Source organism: Pelagicoccus sp. SDUM812003 (assembly GCF_031127815.1).
Classification (GTDB): domain Bacteria; phylum Verrucomicrobiota; class Verrucomicrobiia; order Opitutales; family Opitutaceae; genus Pelagicoccus.
In genome coordinates, this window is record NZ_JARXHY010000018.1 from 1 (window position 1) to 19,253 (window position 19,253).

At 59.1% G+C, this 19,253-nt stretch carries 15 protein-coding genes; 6 read left to right on the forward strand and 9 right to left on the reverse strand.

The features are described from left to right. Positions 1–136: 136 nt before the first annotated feature. A complete protein-coding gene (gene rmuC, locus QEH54_RS19465) occupies positions 137–1,498 on the reverse strand; it encodes a DNA recombination protein RmuC (RefSeq protein ID WP_309020382.1) in 1,362 nt (453 codons plus the stop codon). Beyond that, positions 1,495–2,172 (reverse strand): metal-dependent transcriptional regulator, encoded by a 678-nt coding sequence (locus tag QEH54_RS19470; protein ID WP_309020383.1) that lies wholly within the window; start codon positions 2,170–2,172, stop codon positions 1,495–1,497. The genes rmuC and QEH54_RS19470 overlap by 4 nt, the downstream gene beginning before the upstream one ends. A gap of 167 nt (positions 2,173–2,339) precedes the next feature. Here QEH54_RS19470 and QEH54_RS19475 point away from each other — a divergent pair, with 167 nt between their 5' ends. Next, on the forward strand, positions 2,340–2,951 hold the full coding sequence (locus QEH54_RS19475) for a response regulator (RefSeq protein ID WP_309020384.1): 612 nt from the start codon (positions 2,340–2,342) through the stop codon (positions 2,949–2,951). A gap of 31 nt (positions 2,952–2,982) precedes the next feature. Here QEH54_RS19475 and QEH54_RS19480 read toward each other — a convergent pair whose 3' ends face one another. After that, entirely contained in the window at positions 2,983–3,258 is a 276-nt protein-coding gene (locus tag QEH54_RS19480) for a Smr/MutS family protein (protein WP_309020385.1), read from the reverse strand. 108 nt (positions 3,259–3,366) lie between these two features. On the opposite strand from QEH54_RS19480, the gene QEH54_RS19485 reads away from it, so the two are divergent. Beyond that, positions 3,367–4,077 (forward strand): energy transducer TonB, encoded by a 711-nt coding sequence (locus tag QEH54_RS19485; RefSeq protein ID WP_309020386.1) that lies wholly within the window; start codon positions 3,367–3,369, stop codon positions 4,075–4,077. A gap of 76 nt (positions 4,078–4,153) precedes the next feature. Here QEH54_RS19485 and QEH54_RS19490 read toward each other — a convergent pair whose 3' ends face one another. Continuing rightward, positions 4,154–5,056 carry an EamA family transporter gene (locus QEH54_RS19490; protein ID WP_309020387.1) on the reverse strand — a complete coding sequence of 301 codons (903 nt, stop codon included), beginning with the start codon at positions 5,054–5,056 and terminating at the stop codon, positions 4,154–4,156. Positions 5,057–5,248: 192 nt separating this feature from the next. Between QEH54_RS19490 and QEH54_RS19495 the strand changes: the two genes are divergently transcribed. The 4 genes from QEH54_RS19495 (at position 5,249) to QEH54_RS19510 (ending at position 12,867) form a co-directional block, all read left to right on the forward strand. Beyond that, complete coding sequence (locus QEH54_RS19495; RefSeq protein WP_309020388.1) at positions 5,249–5,845, forward strand: mechanosensitive ion channel family protein; 597 nt, start codon at positions 5,249–5,251, stop codon at positions 5,843–5,845. 38 nt (positions 5,846–5,883) lie between these two features. Beyond that, positions 5,884–6,993 (forward strand): hypothetical protein, encoded by a 1,110-nt coding sequence (locus tag QEH54_RS19500; RefSeq protein ID WP_309020389.1) that lies wholly within the window; start codon positions 5,884–5,886, stop codon positions 6,991–6,993. A 97-nt stretch (positions 6,994–7,090) separates the two neighbouring features. After that, positions 7,091–10,810, forward strand: a complete 3,720-nt coding sequence (locus tag QEH54_RS19505) for a translocation/assembly module TamB domain-containing protein (protein WP_309020390.1) — start codon at positions 7,091–7,093, stop codon at positions 10,808–10,810. Then, complete coding sequence (locus QEH54_RS19510) at positions 10,789–12,867, forward strand: BamA/TamA family outer membrane protein (RefSeq protein ID WP_309020391.1); 2,079 nt, start codon at positions 10,789–10,791, stop codon at positions 12,865–12,867. The genes QEH54_RS19505 and QEH54_RS19510 overlap by 22 nt, the downstream gene beginning before the upstream one ends. Before the next feature lie 15 nt (positions 12,868–12,882). Here QEH54_RS19510 and QEH54_RS19515 read toward each other — a convergent pair whose 3' ends face one another. From QEH54_RS19515 to QEH54_RS19535, 5 genes are all read right to left on the reverse strand, one after another. Further along, complete coding sequence (locus tag QEH54_RS19515) at positions 12,883–13,074, reverse strand: hypothetical protein (protein ID WP_309020392.1); 192 nt, start codon at positions 13,072–13,074, stop codon at positions 12,883–12,885. Between the two features lie 224 nt (positions 13,075–13,298). Continuing rightward, on the reverse strand, positions 13,299–14,495 hold the full coding sequence (locus tag QEH54_RS19520) for a DUF5009 domain-containing protein (RefSeq protein WP_309020393.1): 1,197 nt from the start codon (positions 14,493–14,495) through the stop codon (positions 13,299–13,301). Next, complete coding sequence (locus QEH54_RS19525; RefSeq protein ID WP_309020394.1) at positions 14,496–16,292, reverse strand: sodium:solute symporter family protein; 1,797 nt, start codon at positions 16,290–16,292, stop codon at positions 14,496–14,498. A 40-nt stretch (positions 16,293–16,332) separates the two neighbouring features. Beyond that, a complete protein-coding gene (locus QEH54_RS19530) occupies positions 16,333–18,351 on the reverse strand; it encodes a family 20 glycosylhydrolase (protein ID WP_309020395.1) in 2,019 nt (672 codons plus the stop codon). A 19-nt stretch (positions 18,352–18,370) separates the two neighbouring features. Further along, complete coding sequence (locus QEH54_RS19535) at positions 18,371–19,210, reverse strand: PIG-L family deacetylase (protein WP_309020396.1); 840 nt, start codon at positions 19,208–19,210, stop codon at positions 18,371–18,373. Positions 19,211–19,253: the final 43 nt, after the last annotated feature.

Sequence of the window (19,253 nt, forward strand, 5' to 3'; positions counted from 1 at the left end):
TCATCGTTGTCTTGGTCGATAGCGATGCTGCGGCAGGCCGGCTTTCCGCGCCAGCTCGAGATTTATTCCTTAGCTGTGTTAATCCGCCACGTTGCAAATATGCGTTGCGCCAATCCGCGCGGCCAGGGGTGGCATACTAGGGCAGCGTCCGCTGGTCGAGGACCGCGTCTTCGATCGTCTCCTCGGGCAGGGATCGCTTGGCCTTTGCCCCGAGATCCTTGAGGGTCTGCACCTGGTTCACCAAATTTCCGCGACCGGTTTTCAGCTTGTTCATGGCGGAATTGTATTCGCGCTGGGTGCGACCGATAGCGTCGCCGATCCTTTGCATGTCCTCGAAGAACCCAACGAACTTGTCGTAGAGGGCCCCGCTGCGATCCGCAATATCGATGGCGTTTCGCGTTTGCTTTTCCTGTCTCCAAATATTGGCGACCGTTCGCAAGGTCGCGAGCAAGGTGGAGGGGGTCACCAGCACCACGTTTTTGCGGAATGCGAAGTCGAAAATCGTATCGTCGCTCTGCATCGCCACGGCGAAGGCGGGCTCTATGGGGATGAACATCAGCACGAAATCCGGGGACTGGATTTCATACAGGGCGTCGTAGCGCTTCTCGCTGAGGCCCTGCACGTGGGATCGAATGCTATGGACATGCTCGCGCAGGGCCACGTCCTGGTCCCCCTTGTCTTGCGCATTCACACAGCGCTCGTAAGCCACTAGGCTCACCTTGGAATCGATCACCAGGTGCTTGCCTTCGGGCAGATTGACCAAGACGTCGGGCTGAAGACGCTTACCATCTTGCGCGGTCAAGCTTCGCTGGGCACTGTACTCCTGACCTTCAACCAGTCCTGACTTTTCCAATACAGTGCTAAGAATGAGCTCGCCCCAGGTGCCCTGCGTCTTGACCTGCCCCTTGAGAGCGGTGGTCAGGTTGCGAGCCTCTTCGCTCATGCGTTGATTGAGCTCGCCCAGAGCCTTCATCTGGGCCACCAGCTGCGCTCGGTCCTTGACGCTTTGATCGTGGGTGGCATCGACCCGTTCGCGAAAGGAGGCGATCTTCTCCGTCAGCGGCGTGAGCAGCTTGTCGATACTCTCACGGTTGCGGACCACGAATTTCTCGCTGTTGGCATCGAGAACTCGGGTGGCTAGGGTTTCGAACTCCGCAGTGAGCCTCTTTTGCAGCTGGGCGAGCTCCTCCTTCTGTTCCTGGACTCGCGTGTCCATGGACCGGATACGCTCGTCCGCCCCAGCTAGCTTCCGGTGCAAGCTGGTATTTTCATCGCGGCTCTGGGACAGCTCGCGTCGCGCCTCCGCAAGGGCTTGCTCTTGAGAGCGCGACCGCTCCTCCAGTCGAGCCCGCTCCCGGGACTGCTCGGCGAGCTGCGCTTCAAGCTCGCCTCGTTGCGAGGCCGCCTGGCGGGACCGACCGCTCAAGCGAACGCTCTGGACAATCCACGCCACCAAAAAGCCGAGGGCCAGCGCCGGGGCCCAGATCCATTCGATCACGGTGTGGCATCCTCCCGCTCGACCTGGATCTTGCGGGCTGCTTCCAGCCCGAGCTGGCTTTCCGATCCTCCCTCGAATCGCACGGAAATCACTCCGGCCTGTCGATCCATCAGACTGATCTCCAGATCGCGTCCCGGCGTCAGGTCATTGTTTTCCAAATACTGCAGAAACGCCTCTTCCTGATTCTCGATGCGACCGATGCGGACCTTTTGTCCAAGCTCGCAATCCGCCAAGGGGAAGAGATCGCGCTCGGCGATGGTGCCAGACGCGGTCGGGATCGGGTCGCCGTGCGGATCCAGCTTGGGCCGACCGAGCAGGGTGTCGATGCGCTCCAGCACCCGATCGGATATGACGTGCTCCAAGGCCTCCGCTTCGTCATGGATCTCGTGCCACTCCATGCCAAGCACCTTGACTAGGAAAAGCTCAACCAAGCGATGGCGGCGCAGCACCAGCAAGGCCAGCTGCTCGCCCTCCACCGTCAGCTGCACTCCCACTCGCGGCACGTAGCTCACCAATCCGGTCTTGGCCAGCGACTTGACCATGGTGGTGGCGGTGCCGGGCGTGATCTTCAGGCAAGCGGCCAGTTCGCCCATGCCCACCGTGTCGCCTTGGCCTTGCTCGAATTGGAGGGTGTAAATGTTTTTGATGTAATTCTCTACCGTGCTCGTCGCCATGAGGAGGGGGTTCGTCTACAGCATTGCTGCCGAAACCAGCGGGCGTTGCAAAGCCTTTTGTGGCCCAAAACCAAACGTAAAGAGAGTGTGAATCCCGAGCATCTGGGCTCATATCCCTATAGAGCAATTCACTTAGTCAACGCGGCGTCGATGATGGAACTGATCGTATGAGTAGCCAATTCAAAGTTCACATCGTCGAAGACGACAAGACCACTCGCCGCCTACTGGAAAACGTCACCAGCATGCTCGGATACGACATCCGCTCCTACGAGGACGGCCAGCAAGCCTGGGACGCGTTTCAGATCGAGCGCCCGGAGATCGTGATCAGCGATTGGATGCTGCCCCACAAGGACGGGCTGGACCTGTGTCGCGAGCTGCGCTCGAGCATGAAGGAAACCTACACCTACTTCGTGCTGGTCACCGCCCAGAAGCGCTCCCGCCCCAACCTGGAGCAGGCCATCAACGCCGGAGTGGACGACTTCCTCAAGAAGCCCATCAGCTCGGAGGAGATCTGGAACCGGCTTCGCGTGGCGGAACGCATTCTCAACTTCACCCATCAGGTCCGTCGCCTGGAGAGCCTCATCCCGATCTGCTGCTACTGCAAGAAGGTGCGCAACGACGGCGACCTCTGGGAGCAGATCGAACAGTACGTCAACGAGCGCACCGGAGCGGATTTCACCCACTCCATCTGCCCGAATTGCATGGAAACCCATGTCCGGCCCCAGATGGCCGCCTACAAGCAGTCCCTCGCCGACAAGAAAAGCGGCGCCGTCTCCTAGGCTATCCGCGCCTTCGGCGAAACCGCCCGCTTCAGTCGGGTCTGAGCCTCACCCGCGTCGCTCCCCAGCCGCCGGAACTCTGGTCGCCCAGCTCGAAACGCTCCACCATCGGGGACTTGCGGAGCTGAGCGTGCACCAGCTCCCGCAGGGCGCCCGTGCCTTTTCCATGGATCACCCGCACGCTGAAAATGCCCCGCTTGCGGCACTCCTCGAAGTAGTCGGGCAGCAGCTCCTTCACTTCCTTGGGGCGAAAGGTATGCAGGTCCAATTCGTCGCTGATGGGGAATTCGATGGGCTCTTCGTCCATAAAACGTTAAAAGTGAGGGCTTCAATCGCGCATTGAGCTAAAACCGCTACGCTTGCGGTCGAAACAAAGCTTATGAAGCGCCCACCCGCTCGCTTCCAACCCAATTTCATGACTCGACGACATCTCAGCTTCTTGGCCCTGGCCGGCTTTCTCGTTCTCGGACGCTGTCTCGCCCTCGGCGAGGAGTCTGGCAAGGAGGACGAAATCACCCCGCCGGTGGCCATCTACAAGGTCGACCCCACGCATCCGACCGAGCTCTACGCCCGCGGCGTGGAGGGCGAAGCCATCATCATCGCCACCGTCGATCGCTTCGGCACGGTGCTCGACCCCATCGTCGACCGAGCTACCCACGAGGAGTTCGGATTGGCCGCCATGCTAGCCGCCTCGGAGTGGATCTTCGACCCTGCGGTCAAGAACGGCGTGCCCATCCAGCTGAAAGTGCGCATCCCCTTCGAATTCGAGATCAGCTTCGAGCACCTGCTCAACGTGGAAATGGGCCGCGAAGTCTTCCAGGAGCTGAAAGTGCCCGTCATCCCTTCCTTCGAGCTGGACCAGGCTCCGCTGCCCTCCTTCGTGCCAGCGTTCGCCGACTTCTATCCGGAAGCGTTTCGAAACAGCGGCAAATCCGCCGCGGTCAGCGTGGAGTTCATCATCGACCCGAAAGGCAACGTCATCAACCCGCGCATCATTTCCATCTCCACCCCAGGCTTCGAGGAAGCCGCCATCCGAGCCGTGGCCCACATGCAGTACAAGACCATCCGCTTCGAAGGCCAGCCGGTCTACGTCTCCCTCATGATGCCCATCCAGTTCTCGCCGTAGCCGTGGCGGCGCGAGACCTCCGGGCTCGCGCCCTCAACCCAATCAGAAAAGGCATCCTCCCCAAACGGAAAACAACCTAGGCCAGCGAAATCAGAACGATGCCCAGCAGGATGCCCAGGATGCACGGCGTCTTGGCCCGGTAGTTTCGTTCCTTGAACAGGATATAGCCCGCCGCGAAACTCACCAGCACGCCTCCGCGTCGCAGACAGGACACGATGGAGATCAGGGCCTCCTCGTCCCGCAAGGCCTCGAAATACAGGTAGTCCGCGATCAGCAGCGAAACGCCGATCATGGGGATCGACCACCGCCACACGAAGATCCCGCGCGGCCACCAACGTCTCCACCAGCCAATCATCATGGGCAGCATCACCAGCACCAGATAGATGGAAAACCATGCTTGCACGGTCGAAGCCTCGTAGCCCACCGTGCCCATGAGGTATTTGTCGTAGAGCCCGCTCACCGTGCCCGCCAAGGTGGCCCCGATCATCAGAAACACCCAGCGATCGCGATGAAACACCAGCCCCTCGCGGCGGCCCGCGAACGAAAGGGCTACGAAGGAGATCAGGGTGATCACGATGCCCAGCCATTGCTGCCCGCTAGGCCGCTCCGCGAAGAGAACCACCGCTCCGAAGAGCGTCCAGAACGGACTGGTGGCCCGAATTCCGCCCGCGACCGAGACCGGGAGGTGCTTGAGGGCGAAATAGGAAAACACCCAGGAGATCGCCACGATGGTGGACTTCAGCAGCAGCCGGCCATGATCCAGCCAAGAGAGATCCTGCACCTGCAGCATCTTCATAGGAGCCGACTCCACCCCATTGACCGCGCACCAGATGACCCAAGGGGCCCAGATCAAAGCTCCAAAGCACACGCTGAGAAACAGCGTCGGAACCACCGCGTTGCCGTTCACCGAACGTTTCTTGAAAACGTCGTAGAGACCGAGCACCGCAGCGCTGGCCAGAGCCTGAAACAACCAAGTCATAAACGGGCGCAGCATTAGGCGGGCCGCGGAGCCAACCGCAACCAAATACCTCCGCCGCTTCCCAGCCCTCCCGACCGCCTGGCCCGTCGCCCCGCAGCGAGGGCGCCTGCGCCAAAACCGCCCATCGCTCTTTCTCCTCGATCCCGAGCCCGCCACCTCCTAACCTCGCCCCCTCTCAAAACAACTCCCTTCATGCCAGACCTTCTCAAAGAGCTCTTCGAACAGCACTACCCGACGGTGCTCAAAGCAGCCCTCGCCGCCGCACTGCTCATCGTCACCTTCGTTTCCCTGCGCATCTACAAGCGCTACATCTACCGCACCGGCGAGAAGCATCGCTTCGCGGTGCAGCGCACCGACGCCATCTCCAAGCTCGGCCAAGCCCTCATCGGATTCGTGTCCATCTTCATCGTCTCAAACGTATTGGGATTCGGGATACAGGGAATCTTTCTGGCCACCAGCTCCCTTTTCGCTCTAGTGGGCATCGCCTTCTTCGCCAACTGGTCCATCCTCAGCAACATCACCGCCAGCGTGCTCATCTACTTCACCTTCCCATTCCGCATCGGCGACCGGCTCATCGTGGAAAACGATCCGAAGTACTGCGGCATCCTCATGGACGTGACCCTCTTCTACCTCAAGATCCAAAACGACCGCGGCTCGGACATCACCATCCCCGCCAACGTCGCAATCCAGAAAATCATCACCGTGCAAAGCGAAAAGGACTGGCAGCGCCTGAAGCAGCAGGACGAAACAGCCGAAAAGGCGAAATTCGAAACCGCCGACGCCGTGTAGCCCATCGTCCCCATCCAAGCCGGCATCCGCTCCGACTCATGGCCGAACCCTTCAAAAACCTCCTCAACGCGGAGGTGGTGGAAACGCTATCCCGCCACCTCGCTAGATCCTTCCCCGAATTTCCACGAGATCGCTTCATCGGCGGATGTCTCGAAAAGCTGGATACGCTCGAGCTAAAGGATCGAGCCCACCTCATCGCGGACATGATTCGCGAATGCTTGCCAGACGACCCGCAGGCGGCTCTGACCATCCTGCTGGAGCTCACGCGCCAGATCCCGCCGCTGGAACAAGAGAAAAGCGCCGGCGGCTGGCTGATGTTTCCGCTCAACTCCTACCTGTCCCGATACGGGCTGGAATGCTTTCCTAGATCGCTCGAGCTGGTCTACGAAGTCACCCGGCGCTTCACTTCCGAGTTCGCCATCCGTCCCTTTCTCATCAACCAGCAGGAGGAAACGCTACGGGCATTGACGAAATGGTCGACCGACCCGGATGAAAACGTGCGCCGTCTCGTCTCGGAAGGCACGCGCCCTCGCCTTCCCTGGGCCGAGCAACTGCCCGCGTTCATCGCCGATCCGAGCCCTATCCTCCCTCTCCTGGAAACGCTAAAGGACGATCCGTCGGAATACGTTCGACGGTCGGTCGCGAACAACCTCAACGACATTTCCAAAGACAATCCGGAGCGCATGCTCGACGTCGCCGAAGTCTGGATACGGGACGCCGACAAGAACCGAACCCGGCTGGTCAAGCACGCCTGCCGCTCGCTGATCAAAGCAGGCCATCCTCGTTGCCTGCGCATCCTTGGCTACGCTGCGCCGAAAATTTCCGTCGAGTCGTTCGAATGCTCTCCGCGCACCCTGCCCCTCGGATCGAAGGTGCAAATCGCCACCTGGATTCGTTCGGAATCAAAACGGAAGCAATCTATCATCCTCGACTACCGTTTCCATTTCGTGAAGGCCAACGGAAAAACGGCCCCTAAAGTCTTCAAGGGCTCCCTTCTTTCGCTCGCCCCGGGAGAACGCCGCGAAATCGTGAAGTCGTTCGCGATCAAGGCGGTCACCACCCGGAGGTACTACGCCGGCCAGACCTACGTGGACCTGGTCGCGAACGGGCAATCCAGCGCCAAGAGTTCCTTCGAACTAGTGGTGTGAACGAATCCTGCAGCGTCTCCGCAGCGCATCGTTTCGAGATTCCTCGGAACCCAACCCGGCCTGCCGCCTGTCGGAAAACCCTTACCACCTGAAAACCTTGAAAAAAACGGACCAAAAGAAAAGCCCCCCGAAACGCTCCCACGGCAAACGCAACGCGGCGCTCGTCGTCGGGCTTCTCTTCCTGCTGGTGTCCCTCTTTCCCTGGTGGTCCATCTACCTCGCGAAGCCCCTCCTGAGCGCCGTCGACGGACTGCAGGTGGACTCCCTAAGTCAGCGCTCCTGGAGCGAGTGGACCCTGCGACAAGCCAGTTTTCAAACCACCGGCCTATCCTTCGAGGCTCAGGAGATCTCCCTGCCATCGCCAAGCTACCTGCTGCTGGCCAAGATCGGGGCGAGCGACCCGACCGGCAGCTTGGAGCTCTCCTCCTGGCGCCTCGCCCTTTCCGAATCCGAGCAAACCAGCAGCCCCTCTCAGCCGCTCAGCCTCCCGTCCCTGCTCGAACAAGTGGAGCGATCCACTGGACTGGTCCACCAATACGTGAGCGCCGTGAAAGCCACCGACGGGCTTGTCCAGCAAAACGGCAAGGATCTGCTAAGCGTCGAGCTGATCGAAGCCCGAGAGAAACGCCTCACCGTGAAGGCCGACTACCTCGCATCGGACCTGCCGTTCGAAGCGGACGTCGACTACTCTCGCCCCTCCGTCTGGCGCGTTCTGGCAGAAACGTCTCTGGCAGAAGCGGACTTGGAGCTGCGAGCCGACCAGGGAGCGACCTTGGAGGGCGAGCTCACCGCGCACGGAAATCGGATCGCCCTGTCCGCCAACTGGGCTCCCGACTCCACAGGCTTCATCCCCACCCAAGCTTCCGCGTCCTCGAAGCGCTTCGCTCTCGACCAACGCTATGCCTTTTGGAAAAACGCCCAGCCAGTCACCGTGGACGCGGAGCTCGGATGGACTGGGCAGGAATATCGGTTTAGTATCCAATCAGTGGATGCGTCAGTGAAGGAGCAACCGATCGACTTGAATCTTTCAGGCTTCGGTGACTTCGCGAAGCTCACCATCGAATCCGCCGAGATTTCGCTCCCCTGGCTCGAAGCCCACAACGACGCCCCGCTGGTCATCGACTTCTCCCTGGCCAATCCGCTGGAACAAGCCGAGCTGGTGGCCCGAGCAGACCTCGCGGAGCTTCCCTGGATCGAAGCTGACGGCTCAGTGAGCGGACGCATCAAAGCGGACGCATCGGGCGAGGGATTGCCGCTGCTCACCGCGAACGTGGACGGCGAAGCGGTACGCATCCACGATACCCGGTTTTCAACCTTCACCGCGAACATCAAAGCGGTCGGCACCGACGTATCGATCAATTCGCTACGAGCGAGCACCGAAAGCGGCTCCTCCATCGACGCCAGCGGATCGCTCGACCTCGCCGAACGCAGTTCGTCCGGGTTGAGCGTGAGCCTCGCTTTGAAAAACGAATCCGCGATGCTCAACAAACTGATCGGTTTCGAGGACTGGCAGGAACTCTCCGCAGACCTCAGCCTCTCGGGAGCGTTGGCAAACCCTGCCCTTCAGGGCTCGCTCTCCGTTAGCGAGTTCGTGCTACCCGAACTGAAGCCGCTCACCTTGAACGCTCGCATCGACGGGACGCTGCGCGACCTCCACACCGAAGCCACCGTGAACAGCGAGGCAAACACCCTCGATCTCGCCTTCAACCTCAAGTCGTCCTCGGCCGAGCTCGTCGCCGACCTGAAGCGGCTGAGGATCCGACCGGAACGGAAAAACGCCTTCGCGACGTCCGGTCCCGCTCAGGTCCGCTTCGATCTGACCAGCAAGCAGCTAGCGGTGAAGGACCTTTCTCTCGGCGATGGGCAAGGCAGCTTGATCGCCCTTCCGAACCTCCTGCTATCAGCCGACCAGCTGATCGTCACCGCCCACCTCGCGGAACTCGAACCATCGTTCTTCGAGTCCTGGCTTCGCAATCCCAAACTGCCCAATCTCCATATCACGGAACTGAATACGGAGATCGCCCTCTCCGCCGACGCCAGTCAGATCCAAAACTCCGGAGAAATCTCCTGGAGCCTCGATTCCAGCAACGTCATCGAAGCGAGCTGGCGAGCCCATCAACAGGAAGAGGCCGACAAGCCCTCCTTTCGACTCGACCACCTGGAAATCGGTTCGCAAGGGAAACACATCCTACGATCGAAAGGCGACTTTCCCGTATCCTTGGGATGGAGCGACAATCGAATACGCTATCGCTTTCTTAAGGACGCACCCATCTCGCTCACCCTCAACTCCACGCCTCACCCAGACTTCTGGCGCTCGATCGAAACGCTCGTTCCGGTAGCCATCACCCGCCCGGTGATCAACGCTCGCATCGATGGCTCCCTGGCGGATCCGGAAGGACAGCTCAGCCTCCGTCTGGCATCGCTCAACTGGAAGGATCCGTCCGCGCCCGAAAAACGCATCACCCTCTCCAATATCGAACTCGAGGCTGAAGCCAACAACGGTATCCTAACTGTCACTACGCTATCCGCAAACGCAGGCGCGAACCGCCTAAAAGGACGCGCCGAGCTGCCACTGAAAGACAAATCTCTGACCGAACTTCTGGAAGCTCGCCAGCTGCCCACCTTCGATACGCTGGATGGCTCCGCGTCCCTCGAACTCACCGATTTCGCCGCGATCGATGTCTGGCTTCCTAGCTTCATGCGACGGGAGGGATCTGCCACCATCGAATCCTCCTTCAAGTCAGGTCAGCTCGAAGCGAAAGCAACCGTATCCAAACTCGCCACACGCCCCCTCCCTCCTCTCGGCTCATTCTCGCAGGTGAGCGGCACGCTACGCTACCAGAACGGCCGATTCGAAACCTCGGGCCTGGAGGGCATGGCCGAGCAAAGCCCGTTCAAGCTCGTAGGTGGCGTTCAACTACGTAAAGGGAAAACGCCTCTCTACGACCTCTCCTTCACCAGCCAGGACTTCCCCCTTCTACGAGACTCCGGGCTCATGTTTTCGGGCGATATCGACCTGAGCCTGACCTCCAAAGCGGGCAGCGCTCCCCAGCTCGCTGGCAACGTCAAGCTGAAGAAGGGACTGGTGCTGACCGAACCCGAGCTGCTCGCCAGTTCAACGAAAACCAACCGCCAGCGCCCGCCTTACTTCGCAGTCGAGACCGAGCCCTACTCCGCGTGGGGACTTGATATCGGAATCCGTGGCGAGCAGTTCCTCCGCGTATCCAACTCGTTTTTCGAAGGTACCTTGTCCGCAGATTTCAAACTCGACGGCACGCTGGGAAACCCGTTGCTCGTGGGCAGAGCGGAAGCCACTAGCGGCGTGGTTCGCTTTCCTGCCGCTTCGCTAAAGCTTCAAAAGGGCGAGGCCCTCATCACCCGAGAACGGCCGAACACCATACAGGTCGAAGCCAGCGCCATAGGCCGGCTTTTCGCCTACGACATCAATTTGTCAGCCACCGGCAGCATCGAGGATCTCGATATCGTCATCAACACCAACCCCGCCCTCAGCCAAGTCGACGCCCTGCTGCTGGTGACCACTGGGGCCATTCCGAACAGCGGCGGCAATCTAGCCCAGCAGTCCGCCACCTCGCTCGGTCTCTTCATCGGCAAGGGGCTCTTCCGAAAACTCGCAGGACCCGGCGACAGCGACGCCGCTAGCAAGCTCTCCCTCGAGGTCGGAAACGACATCTCCTTGCAAGGCAAGAAGACCATCGAAGCGACGTATCAGCTTACGGATACGTTGGAAATCGAAGGCGAGTACGACAAGCGCGACGAATACAACGCGAATCTCAAATGGACGTTTTTCAAAAAATAGGTCGCAACCTCATCTGTCTTAGCTTCGCGGTCGTCTTCACGGCGCTCAGTCAGGCCAAGCTTGTCAGCGTGGACGGCTTCGGCCTCTTCGGAAGCGCCGAACTGCGAAACGCCTTGCGCCTACTGGAAATGGAGGGAGACACCATTTCAGGGCGCCAGATCGACGACGGAGCCTTCCTCATCATCACACGCCTCAAGCAAAGCGGCTACCTCGACGCCAGGCTCTCCGCCGAGATCAAACTCGACGAAGAACGCAGCATCACCGCCAGCTGGTCGACCGACTTCGAGCCCCAGCTCGATCCAGACCTCACCGCTAGCTCCGCGAGCTACACCGTCGAAGCGGGCACCTTGCACTACTACGAAGAGGTCGAGATCACTGGACTCCACTCCATCCCCATCGACGAAGCGCGAACCTACTTCGTACCAGACGATACGCTGTATTCACGAAAAAAGGACAGAGCCTATTCGCCCAGCCTTCTCTCCAGCCAACAAAAGCAATTGATCGGAGCCCTCTCCGCATTAGGCAAGGCGGACGCCCGCGTGGCTGAGCAAACCGTGGACATCGACTCGGAAACCGGCCAGGTCTTCGTCCAGCTAACTATCGATGAAGGCCCCCTGTACCGTATCACCGAGCAGGTCATATCGATCGATACCGAATCTTCGCCAGCTGAAGAAAGCTCCATCCCGACCGATGCCATCTACTCCAAAATCTGGATCGAAAACCGTCTGCGCGCCCTGCGCAACGAATCCTACCAGCTCGGCTATCCGGATACGCGCATCAGCCACAGCAACTCCGAGGTCACCAACAAGGGAGATACCATCGAGCTCGTCGTTCGCTTCGACATTCAACGCGGCTCGAAGGTCATCCTGACCGACGTGAAGCACCTCGGCGCCGACGACACCAAAACATCTCTCCTTGAACGCAAGACGGATCTCGTAGTTGGCGAACCGCTCGACATCACGGAGGTGGAGGCCGCCCGACGCCGCCTCTCCAGCTTGGGCATCTTCAAGCGAATCGACCTAGAGTATGAAGAAGTTGGAGACAACGGAAGACAAGCGATCTTCAACTATGAAAAAGGCTTGCGTCTGGAATGGCAGCTTCTGCTCGGATACGGAAGCTACGAGGGTCTTCGCGGCGGCGTTCTCGCGAAACGAAGCAATTTCTTCGGCCGGGCCCATTCGCTCAATTTTCAAGCCGTCCAATCCATAAAATCGACCCACGGAAGAGTAAACTACACCATGCCCGAATTGCTCGGCGAATTTATCGACGTAAGAGTCGAAGCCGACTATCTCGACAGAGAGGAGCTCTACTTCGACCGTACCGAGCGCGGCGTATCGGCCGGAGTCTCGACCCATTTGAACAACTACGGCATCGACCTAGGTCTCGACTACGCCTTCGAGAGGAAGCGCTCTAGCGACCCGCGCTTCAACGCCGATCTCCGTCTCGAGGACACAAACATCGGCAGTATTTCGGTACGAGCGACTAAAAACGAGCTCGACAATATCCTGTACCCGACCAGCGGATACGAAATCTCTTCCTCGTTTCGATACGCATCCGAGGAGCTCGGAGGTGAAACCGAATTCATCCGGCCGGAAGTCGGAGCGAGTTTTCACCATCGTATCGACAGTCGCTGGATCCTTCACTTGTCCGGAAAGCTCGGATACACATCTAGCCCCGACGAAAACGTGGTCGCCATTCCCTACGGGGAACGTTTTCTGGTCGGCGGCGAGAACTCGCTGCGCGGCTTCCGTCGCGGCGAAGCGGGGCCGGTCGATTCTGAAGGCATTCCAATCGGAGCGGAAGCGGTGGCCCTTTTCAACGCGGAGCTGGAGTACCCGCTCTTCAATCGAATCAACGCGGTCGTCTTTTTCGACACCGCTCGAGTCTGGGACTCGACCGGCGATCTGGATACGTTCGAGGATTTCGCCAACGTGGGCATCGGCGTTCGCTACAAGACCATCGTCGGACCGGTGCGCCTGGAATACGGCCACAACATCGATCCACGCCCGTCGGATCCGGAGGGCACCGTGCACCTGTCCATTGGCTTCCCGTTCTAGGCAACGAACAAGCGGCTAGTTTTCAGTCGAAATCGAGGCGCGCTGGGGCAAATCGCATTCGGCGCCGTCGGACTCCTCCTGCCTTCGACGCGGTCCGTTGTCCCAGAACACTTGGCTAAACAATGTACGATCGCCCGCAATGAACTTGCGGTAGTCCTGGGAGTCGCGTTTGGCGCCTTTGCTTTGATTTGGAGATTCGTATTTCATGCTATCATCTCTCCTATCGACCCTACTCGATTTTTCTAAACGCCCTAAGAACAGTATTTCGCGCTCGAGGTTTCTGTGGATTGATCCAGTTCCGAAACGGGCTAAATCCATCACCTAAATCGAAACCTCGACTGCCAAGCGAACTGCCAGCCGTGCATCATCTCGAAGACGGAACCGGTCGGGGCGCCGAGCGCTCATCGTCACCCGAGCAGCGAATGGCCCCACTACAGCTTAATCAAAATCCCCCGACCCCAGAGGTAGCGCACCGGGAGATAAATGATGCCAACGTAGAAAAGGGCATAAAAAAGCGAGGCCAGCTTTCCGGCTAGGCCAAGCTCTAGGGCGGCGTCCATAAACCACGCGTTCAATCCCGCGAACTCTCCGTACCCTGTGTAGAAAACGGAAAGCAGCATTCCCGAAAGGGCATAGGCGACGATCGGATTGGCCCCAAACACCAGCCCCATTTTCGCCCATCGCTTGTATCCGCAGATATCGATCAGCAAAACGCAGCTCGCGAAGCAAACCGCTGACCAGCCGCCCGAAACGAGCACGAAAGAGCTGCTCCAAAGGTTCTTGTTGAGCGGAAAGCTCCAACTCCAGATCGTGCCGAGCCCCACCGCAGCAAATCCCACGAGATACAGCCAGCTCACCCGTCGATAGGCATCGCCAATCCTCAAGACGAGAGCGCCCACCAACAGGCCGAATATCCCCGTTCCTATCGCTGGCAAGGTCGTGAACAAACCTTCCGGATCCCAGGTTCGTTCCCAGAACCGACCGGGCAGCAAGCGACGATCCACCCAAGCCGCGACGTTCGCACCTGGCTCGTAGTTGGGCCTTAGATACGCTTCACCCCTGGCGGATACCGACACCTCCACTTGCTGTCCATAGCTTCTTTCGATGTATCCACTTTCCAACGCTAGCTCATTGACCGCGTCCAATGGTACCGGTACCCAGGCCATCACGCCCCAATAGGCCAGCAAAATGCCGACTCCTATCGAAAGTTGAGCTTTCCAGCTCACCAGCAGGAAAAGGATCGCGCATACCGCAAACACGATCGCGATGCGCTGCAGCACTCCCGCGACGCGAATCTCCGACAGATCGAAGCTCGGCCAAAGATTGAGGAACAAACCAACGGCGAAGATCTTAACGCCGCGAATGACGATCTTCCGATAGGCCGCCGCCTTCTGGCGTTCGCTCAGATCCAAGCGCCCGTACGCAAGCGCTATCGAAATGCCCATGATGAAGAGAAAGAAAGGGAACACCAGATCGGTCAGCGTCATCCCGTGCCAAGGCGCGTGAAGCAGCGGAGGATAAACGTGGCTCCAGGAACCTGGGCTGTTCACGATGATCATGCCAATGATGGTGAAGCCTCGCAAGGCATCGAGCGACAGGAGACGCTCCTTTTTCCCTGAACGTCTCATCTAGACTCCTTCCGTGTCCTTGGTTTGGATACGTTTCAGCAGAAACAAGATCCCCAGCGCCCCGAGGACGAGCATCGACACACCGAGAGCTTCAGATCCGTAAATGACATACCCCAGGCCGAACAGCGCCGCGTAAACCGAAACGCTGCCGACGAAAAAGTTGAGCAACCCATTGGGGATGCTTTCGCTAGCTGGCCCCACCCGCAGCTCAACGCCTTCACGAGCTAAAGCGGACTGTACCTTCGACCACCCCGGCCCCGACGGGCGAATCTCACGGTAGAAACGCCTCAGCGTTTCCTCGTCCGTGGGCGGCGTCAGCAGGGTGACCGTCAGCCAGAGGACCGTGGTCACCGCCACACTGGCGATCAGTTGCCAGTGTCCTTGCAGCGGCTCGAAACCGAGACGCTCATAGCCGAACTCGAAAAACACCGCCACGAGAAAGGAAACGATCATTCCAGCGATCTCCGTCATGGCGCTGATCCGCCACCAGAACCAACGAAGGATGAAGATGAGACCGGTGCCCGCTCCGATGGAGAGCAGAATGTTGAAGCTCTGCAGGGCGTTGTCCAACACCAGGGCCACTCCGCCCGCGCACACCATGAGCAATGCGGTGGAGAGACGCCCAACCCGGACCTGCGCCTTTTCATCCGCGCTCGGATCGATAAAGCGCTTGTAGAAGTCGTTCACGATATAGGAGGATCCCCAATTCAAGTGAGTCGAGATGGTGGACATGAAGGCGGCCACCAAGGACGCGATCACCAAGCCCAGGACGCCGGCTGGCAAGAAGGCTAGCATGGCTGGATATGCCAAATCGTCGCCTAGGATCGATGGATCGACATCAGGGAACGCCGCTCCCAAGTCGCCAATGCTTGGATACACGACCAAAGAAGCGAGGGCGATGATGATCCAAGGCCAAGGACGCAGCGCATAGTGAGCAATATTGAAGAAAAACGTAGCCCCGATCGCGTGGCGTTCGTTTTTTGCCGACAGCATCCGCTGGGCCACATAGCCTCCACCGCCTGGCTCGGCCCCGGGATACCAGACGCTCCACCACTGCACAGCCAGCGGAACCAAGAATACGGAAAGAGCCATGCTCGAATCGCTGAAATCCGGGAGCAGTCGCAGTTTTTCGGATACATTAGGATGCGCGAGCAGCTCGCCAAGCCCGCCGATCTCCGGCTTGGATACAATCAAATAGGCCGCCCAGACCGAACCCGCCATGGCTAAGCCAAACTGAACGAAATCCGTTATCAACACGCCCCTCAGTCCCCCTAGCGAGCTGTAGACCACCGTCACCAGAGAGGCGATCAATAGCGTCTCCAGCGGCGACAGACCAAGAGCGATTCCACCTAGCTTGACTGCGGCCAAGCAAACGTTGGCCATGATCATGACGTTGAAAAAGAATCCGAGATAAAGGGCTCGAAAGCCCCTTAGGAAGGCGGCTGGCCTGCCGCTGTAGCGCAGTTCGTAAAACTCCAGATCCGTACTTACCTTGGAACGCCTCCACAGACGGGCGTAGACGAAAACGGTGAGCATGCCGGTCAGCAGAAACGCCCACCACACCCAATTGCCAGACACTCCATTCTTGCGAACGATATCGGTCACCAGATTCGGTGTATCGATGGCGAAGGTGGTAGCCACCATGGATACGCCCAACAACCACCACGGCATGTTTCTGCCTGAGAGGAAAAACTCTTGGGCAGACTTGCCCGCCCGTCTGGAAACCGCGAGGCCGATCGCCAGCGATACGATGAAGAAGGCAGCGATGATGACCCAGTCGAGATTAGAAATTGTCATTTTCTTGAGGATACATGTTTGAGATGGAAGATGCTAGGCGCTACTGTTCCAGCGATCGAAGCAGGGCCTCGATCGGCTGGACGACCTGCAGCTCGACTTTCGCCACTGGCTGACGCGCCGCTTCGAAAAGGGCTTCGGTCGTTTCATCCCAGACAAAGGGATCTTCCCGCTCCATCGCCGCCAACGCCAACCCTGCCAGGTCGCTCAAGGCTTGGGAGATCGGCAAGGCCTCGCGAATCGCCGGGGCTTTGCGAGCGAGCGCCTCAAAGGCGTCATGGTTCTTCGCCCATCTACGCAGCTGCTTCGAGATGGCTTGCTGGCGCCTTTCGCTCGGATTCGCCAAGTAGTCCTCCACGAGAAAGCGGAATCTCAATGCATCTCGGGCGTCCGCGGTGGCCACGTCGGGAAGCAGGGTGTAGGGCGAGAAGGAACGATAGGAGAGATCTGCGTTTCGTCGGTAGATCTTGAGCGGTTCCACGACATCGGCCAAAGCCTCCAGCGCAGAGTAGTCGTATCCCCGAGCCAAGCGCCGCATCATCATGTCCCTGTTTTTCAGATGGGCTAGACCGAGTTCCTCGAGCTGCAGGGCAATCGTATCCAATCTTCGATACATATCCCTCACGTCGTCGACTTCCGCGGAGGACCAAAGCCGTTCCGCGATGGCCGCGGTTCGCGGCCAGATGCGGGAGTCCACCGTCTCCGGCGTCACATGCTCGCTCCACATGGTCGCCTCTCCTCCGAGAACGCGCTCTCGCTCCGCCTCGCTCAAGTCCACGTCTTTGGGAAGCGGATCGTTTAGGTAATGCTCGCTCGCTGGCTGCATCAGGTCGATGTAGTAGCCGTTGGACAGTATGCTTTGATATCCGTCCTTCGCGGCGGCCACCATGGACTCTCGTCCTCTCCAGGAGTGGATGACGATATTCGTCGGCATCTCGGGATGCAGGATCTCGTCCCAACCGATCATCCGCTTCTCTAGTTTCGTCAGTATTTTCAGGATACGCTGATTGAAATGGGCTTGCAGGGCATGCTTGTCCGCGAGTCCGTTCTCCTCCATGAACCGTTGCACGGTCTCGCTCTGCTCCCAGTGGTGCCCTTCCACCTCGTCCCCTCCGATATGAAAGTAGGGATCGGGAAAAAGAGCTGCCATTTCGGTGAACACCGCTTCCAAGATCTCGTAGACTACCTCCTTGCTTGGATCGAGCGTTGGCTCGAAGATCCCCCAGCCACGCTCGATTTCGTAGGGCCCGGGCAGCGAAGCCATCTCCGGATGCCCCACCAGCCAAGCGGTGGCGTGACCTGGCACATCGAATTCCGGATACACGCGAATGCCGCGATCGGCCGCGTACGCAACGATCTCGCGTATCTGCTCCTGGGTGTAGTACATGCCATCGGAACCCAATTCGTGCAGGCGCGGATAGCTCTTGGTTTCCACACGAAAGCCTTGGTCTTCCGTCAAATGCCAGTGCATGACGTTGAGCTTCACCGCCGCCATGCCGTCGAGGTTTCGCTTCAGCGCATCCATCGGCATGAAATGCCGTGCCGAATCGATCATCAAACCTCGCCAAGCGAATCGTGGAGCATCCTCGATTTCAACGGCTGGAAAATAGAAGCCGTCCTCATCCACCGAGAGCAGCTGCAGAAGCGTCTCCAGCCCATGCATCGCTCCAAGATCGGTCTCCGCAAGAATCCGTATCCGCTTTTTCTCTACGACGAGACGATACGATTCATCCTCGCCCAGAGCGACGCTTCCCGGACGCGAAACCGTGATCAGCAGATCCGAGGCATCCGCAAGGTCGGTCGGCTTCACGTAGTCCTGAGGGAAAAAAAGCCCGGAGCGACCGTCCAGACGACGCAGGAAGCGCGACGCTGCCGAGTAGATGCGCGGGTCGGGATTTCCCTCGACCGCTACCTGAAACGTCGCTTCCAGGCGAAAACGCCCTTGGCCTTTTTCGATGGACTGGGGAACAGGCAGCAATTGATCGGTCATCGGCTTGGCGACAGTTGAGATGAGGGCGAAGAGTGCGAACAGGGCTGCAAGGCAGTGCTTGAGGTGGGGCATCGTCGAGTGGGTTGTATGTTCATTTCGCCGCGAAGCGCTCGATGCGCTGCAGCGTATCCATTTTAAAATGATCTATGAATCCCTTCACGTAATCAGCAGGGCTGGGAGCGTGCTCCGCGAGCAACGGTTTCAGGTCCATGGCAAAGGTAAGGGCCTTGGCCGTATCCACGCTATGAGATTGGAAAAAGGTGGCGTTAGCGAAGCGCCGTCCCAATGCGGCAGCGACATAGTCCTTGCCGCCGGCCACCTGCGAATCGAAGACCTCGATCAGCTGGCGAGCCAGGTCCGGATACGCGTCTACCGGCAGAGCTATTTTCCTGCCGTCATCCAGCCAATCGAGATCGCGCCACACTTCGCAGCCATAGACCGCCTCCGGATGGAGCGCTGGCGGCAGGCGTCTCAGAGCTTCGAGACAACGGCTCAGAACCGCGATGTGGGTATCGTGCTTGTCGGCGGGATTGTGCAGGTAGAGCACCCGGGGAGAGCAGCTTCGCAGCAAGGCCTCCAGATCATCCACCAACGCTCGCGAACTCTCGTGATCCTTGACCTGCGAGCTGGGCACGCCGAGCTGGACCTGAAGCGCGTAGCGCCCTAGTCGAGCGGCTTCGTTCTGCTCCGCCACCCGCTTGGCCTTCATTTCTTCGTCGGTAAAATCCTGATACGGTCCGACGCGGGCGCTGCCGCCGCCATCCGTCACCGTGACTCCAGCAAACCACTCGTCCTCCGATTCGTAGCAAGCGGCGATGCCGTGGTAGGCGAAAATTTCCAGATCGTCCTGATGGGCTCCGATACCCATGCGCGTCACTCGGGACATGGCTTGCGCCTCCGCGATTCCATCCGGTACATACATTCGACTCATTGGCTTGGTTGCGATTTGGGGTTTTCTCGTCGGTCCAAAGGAT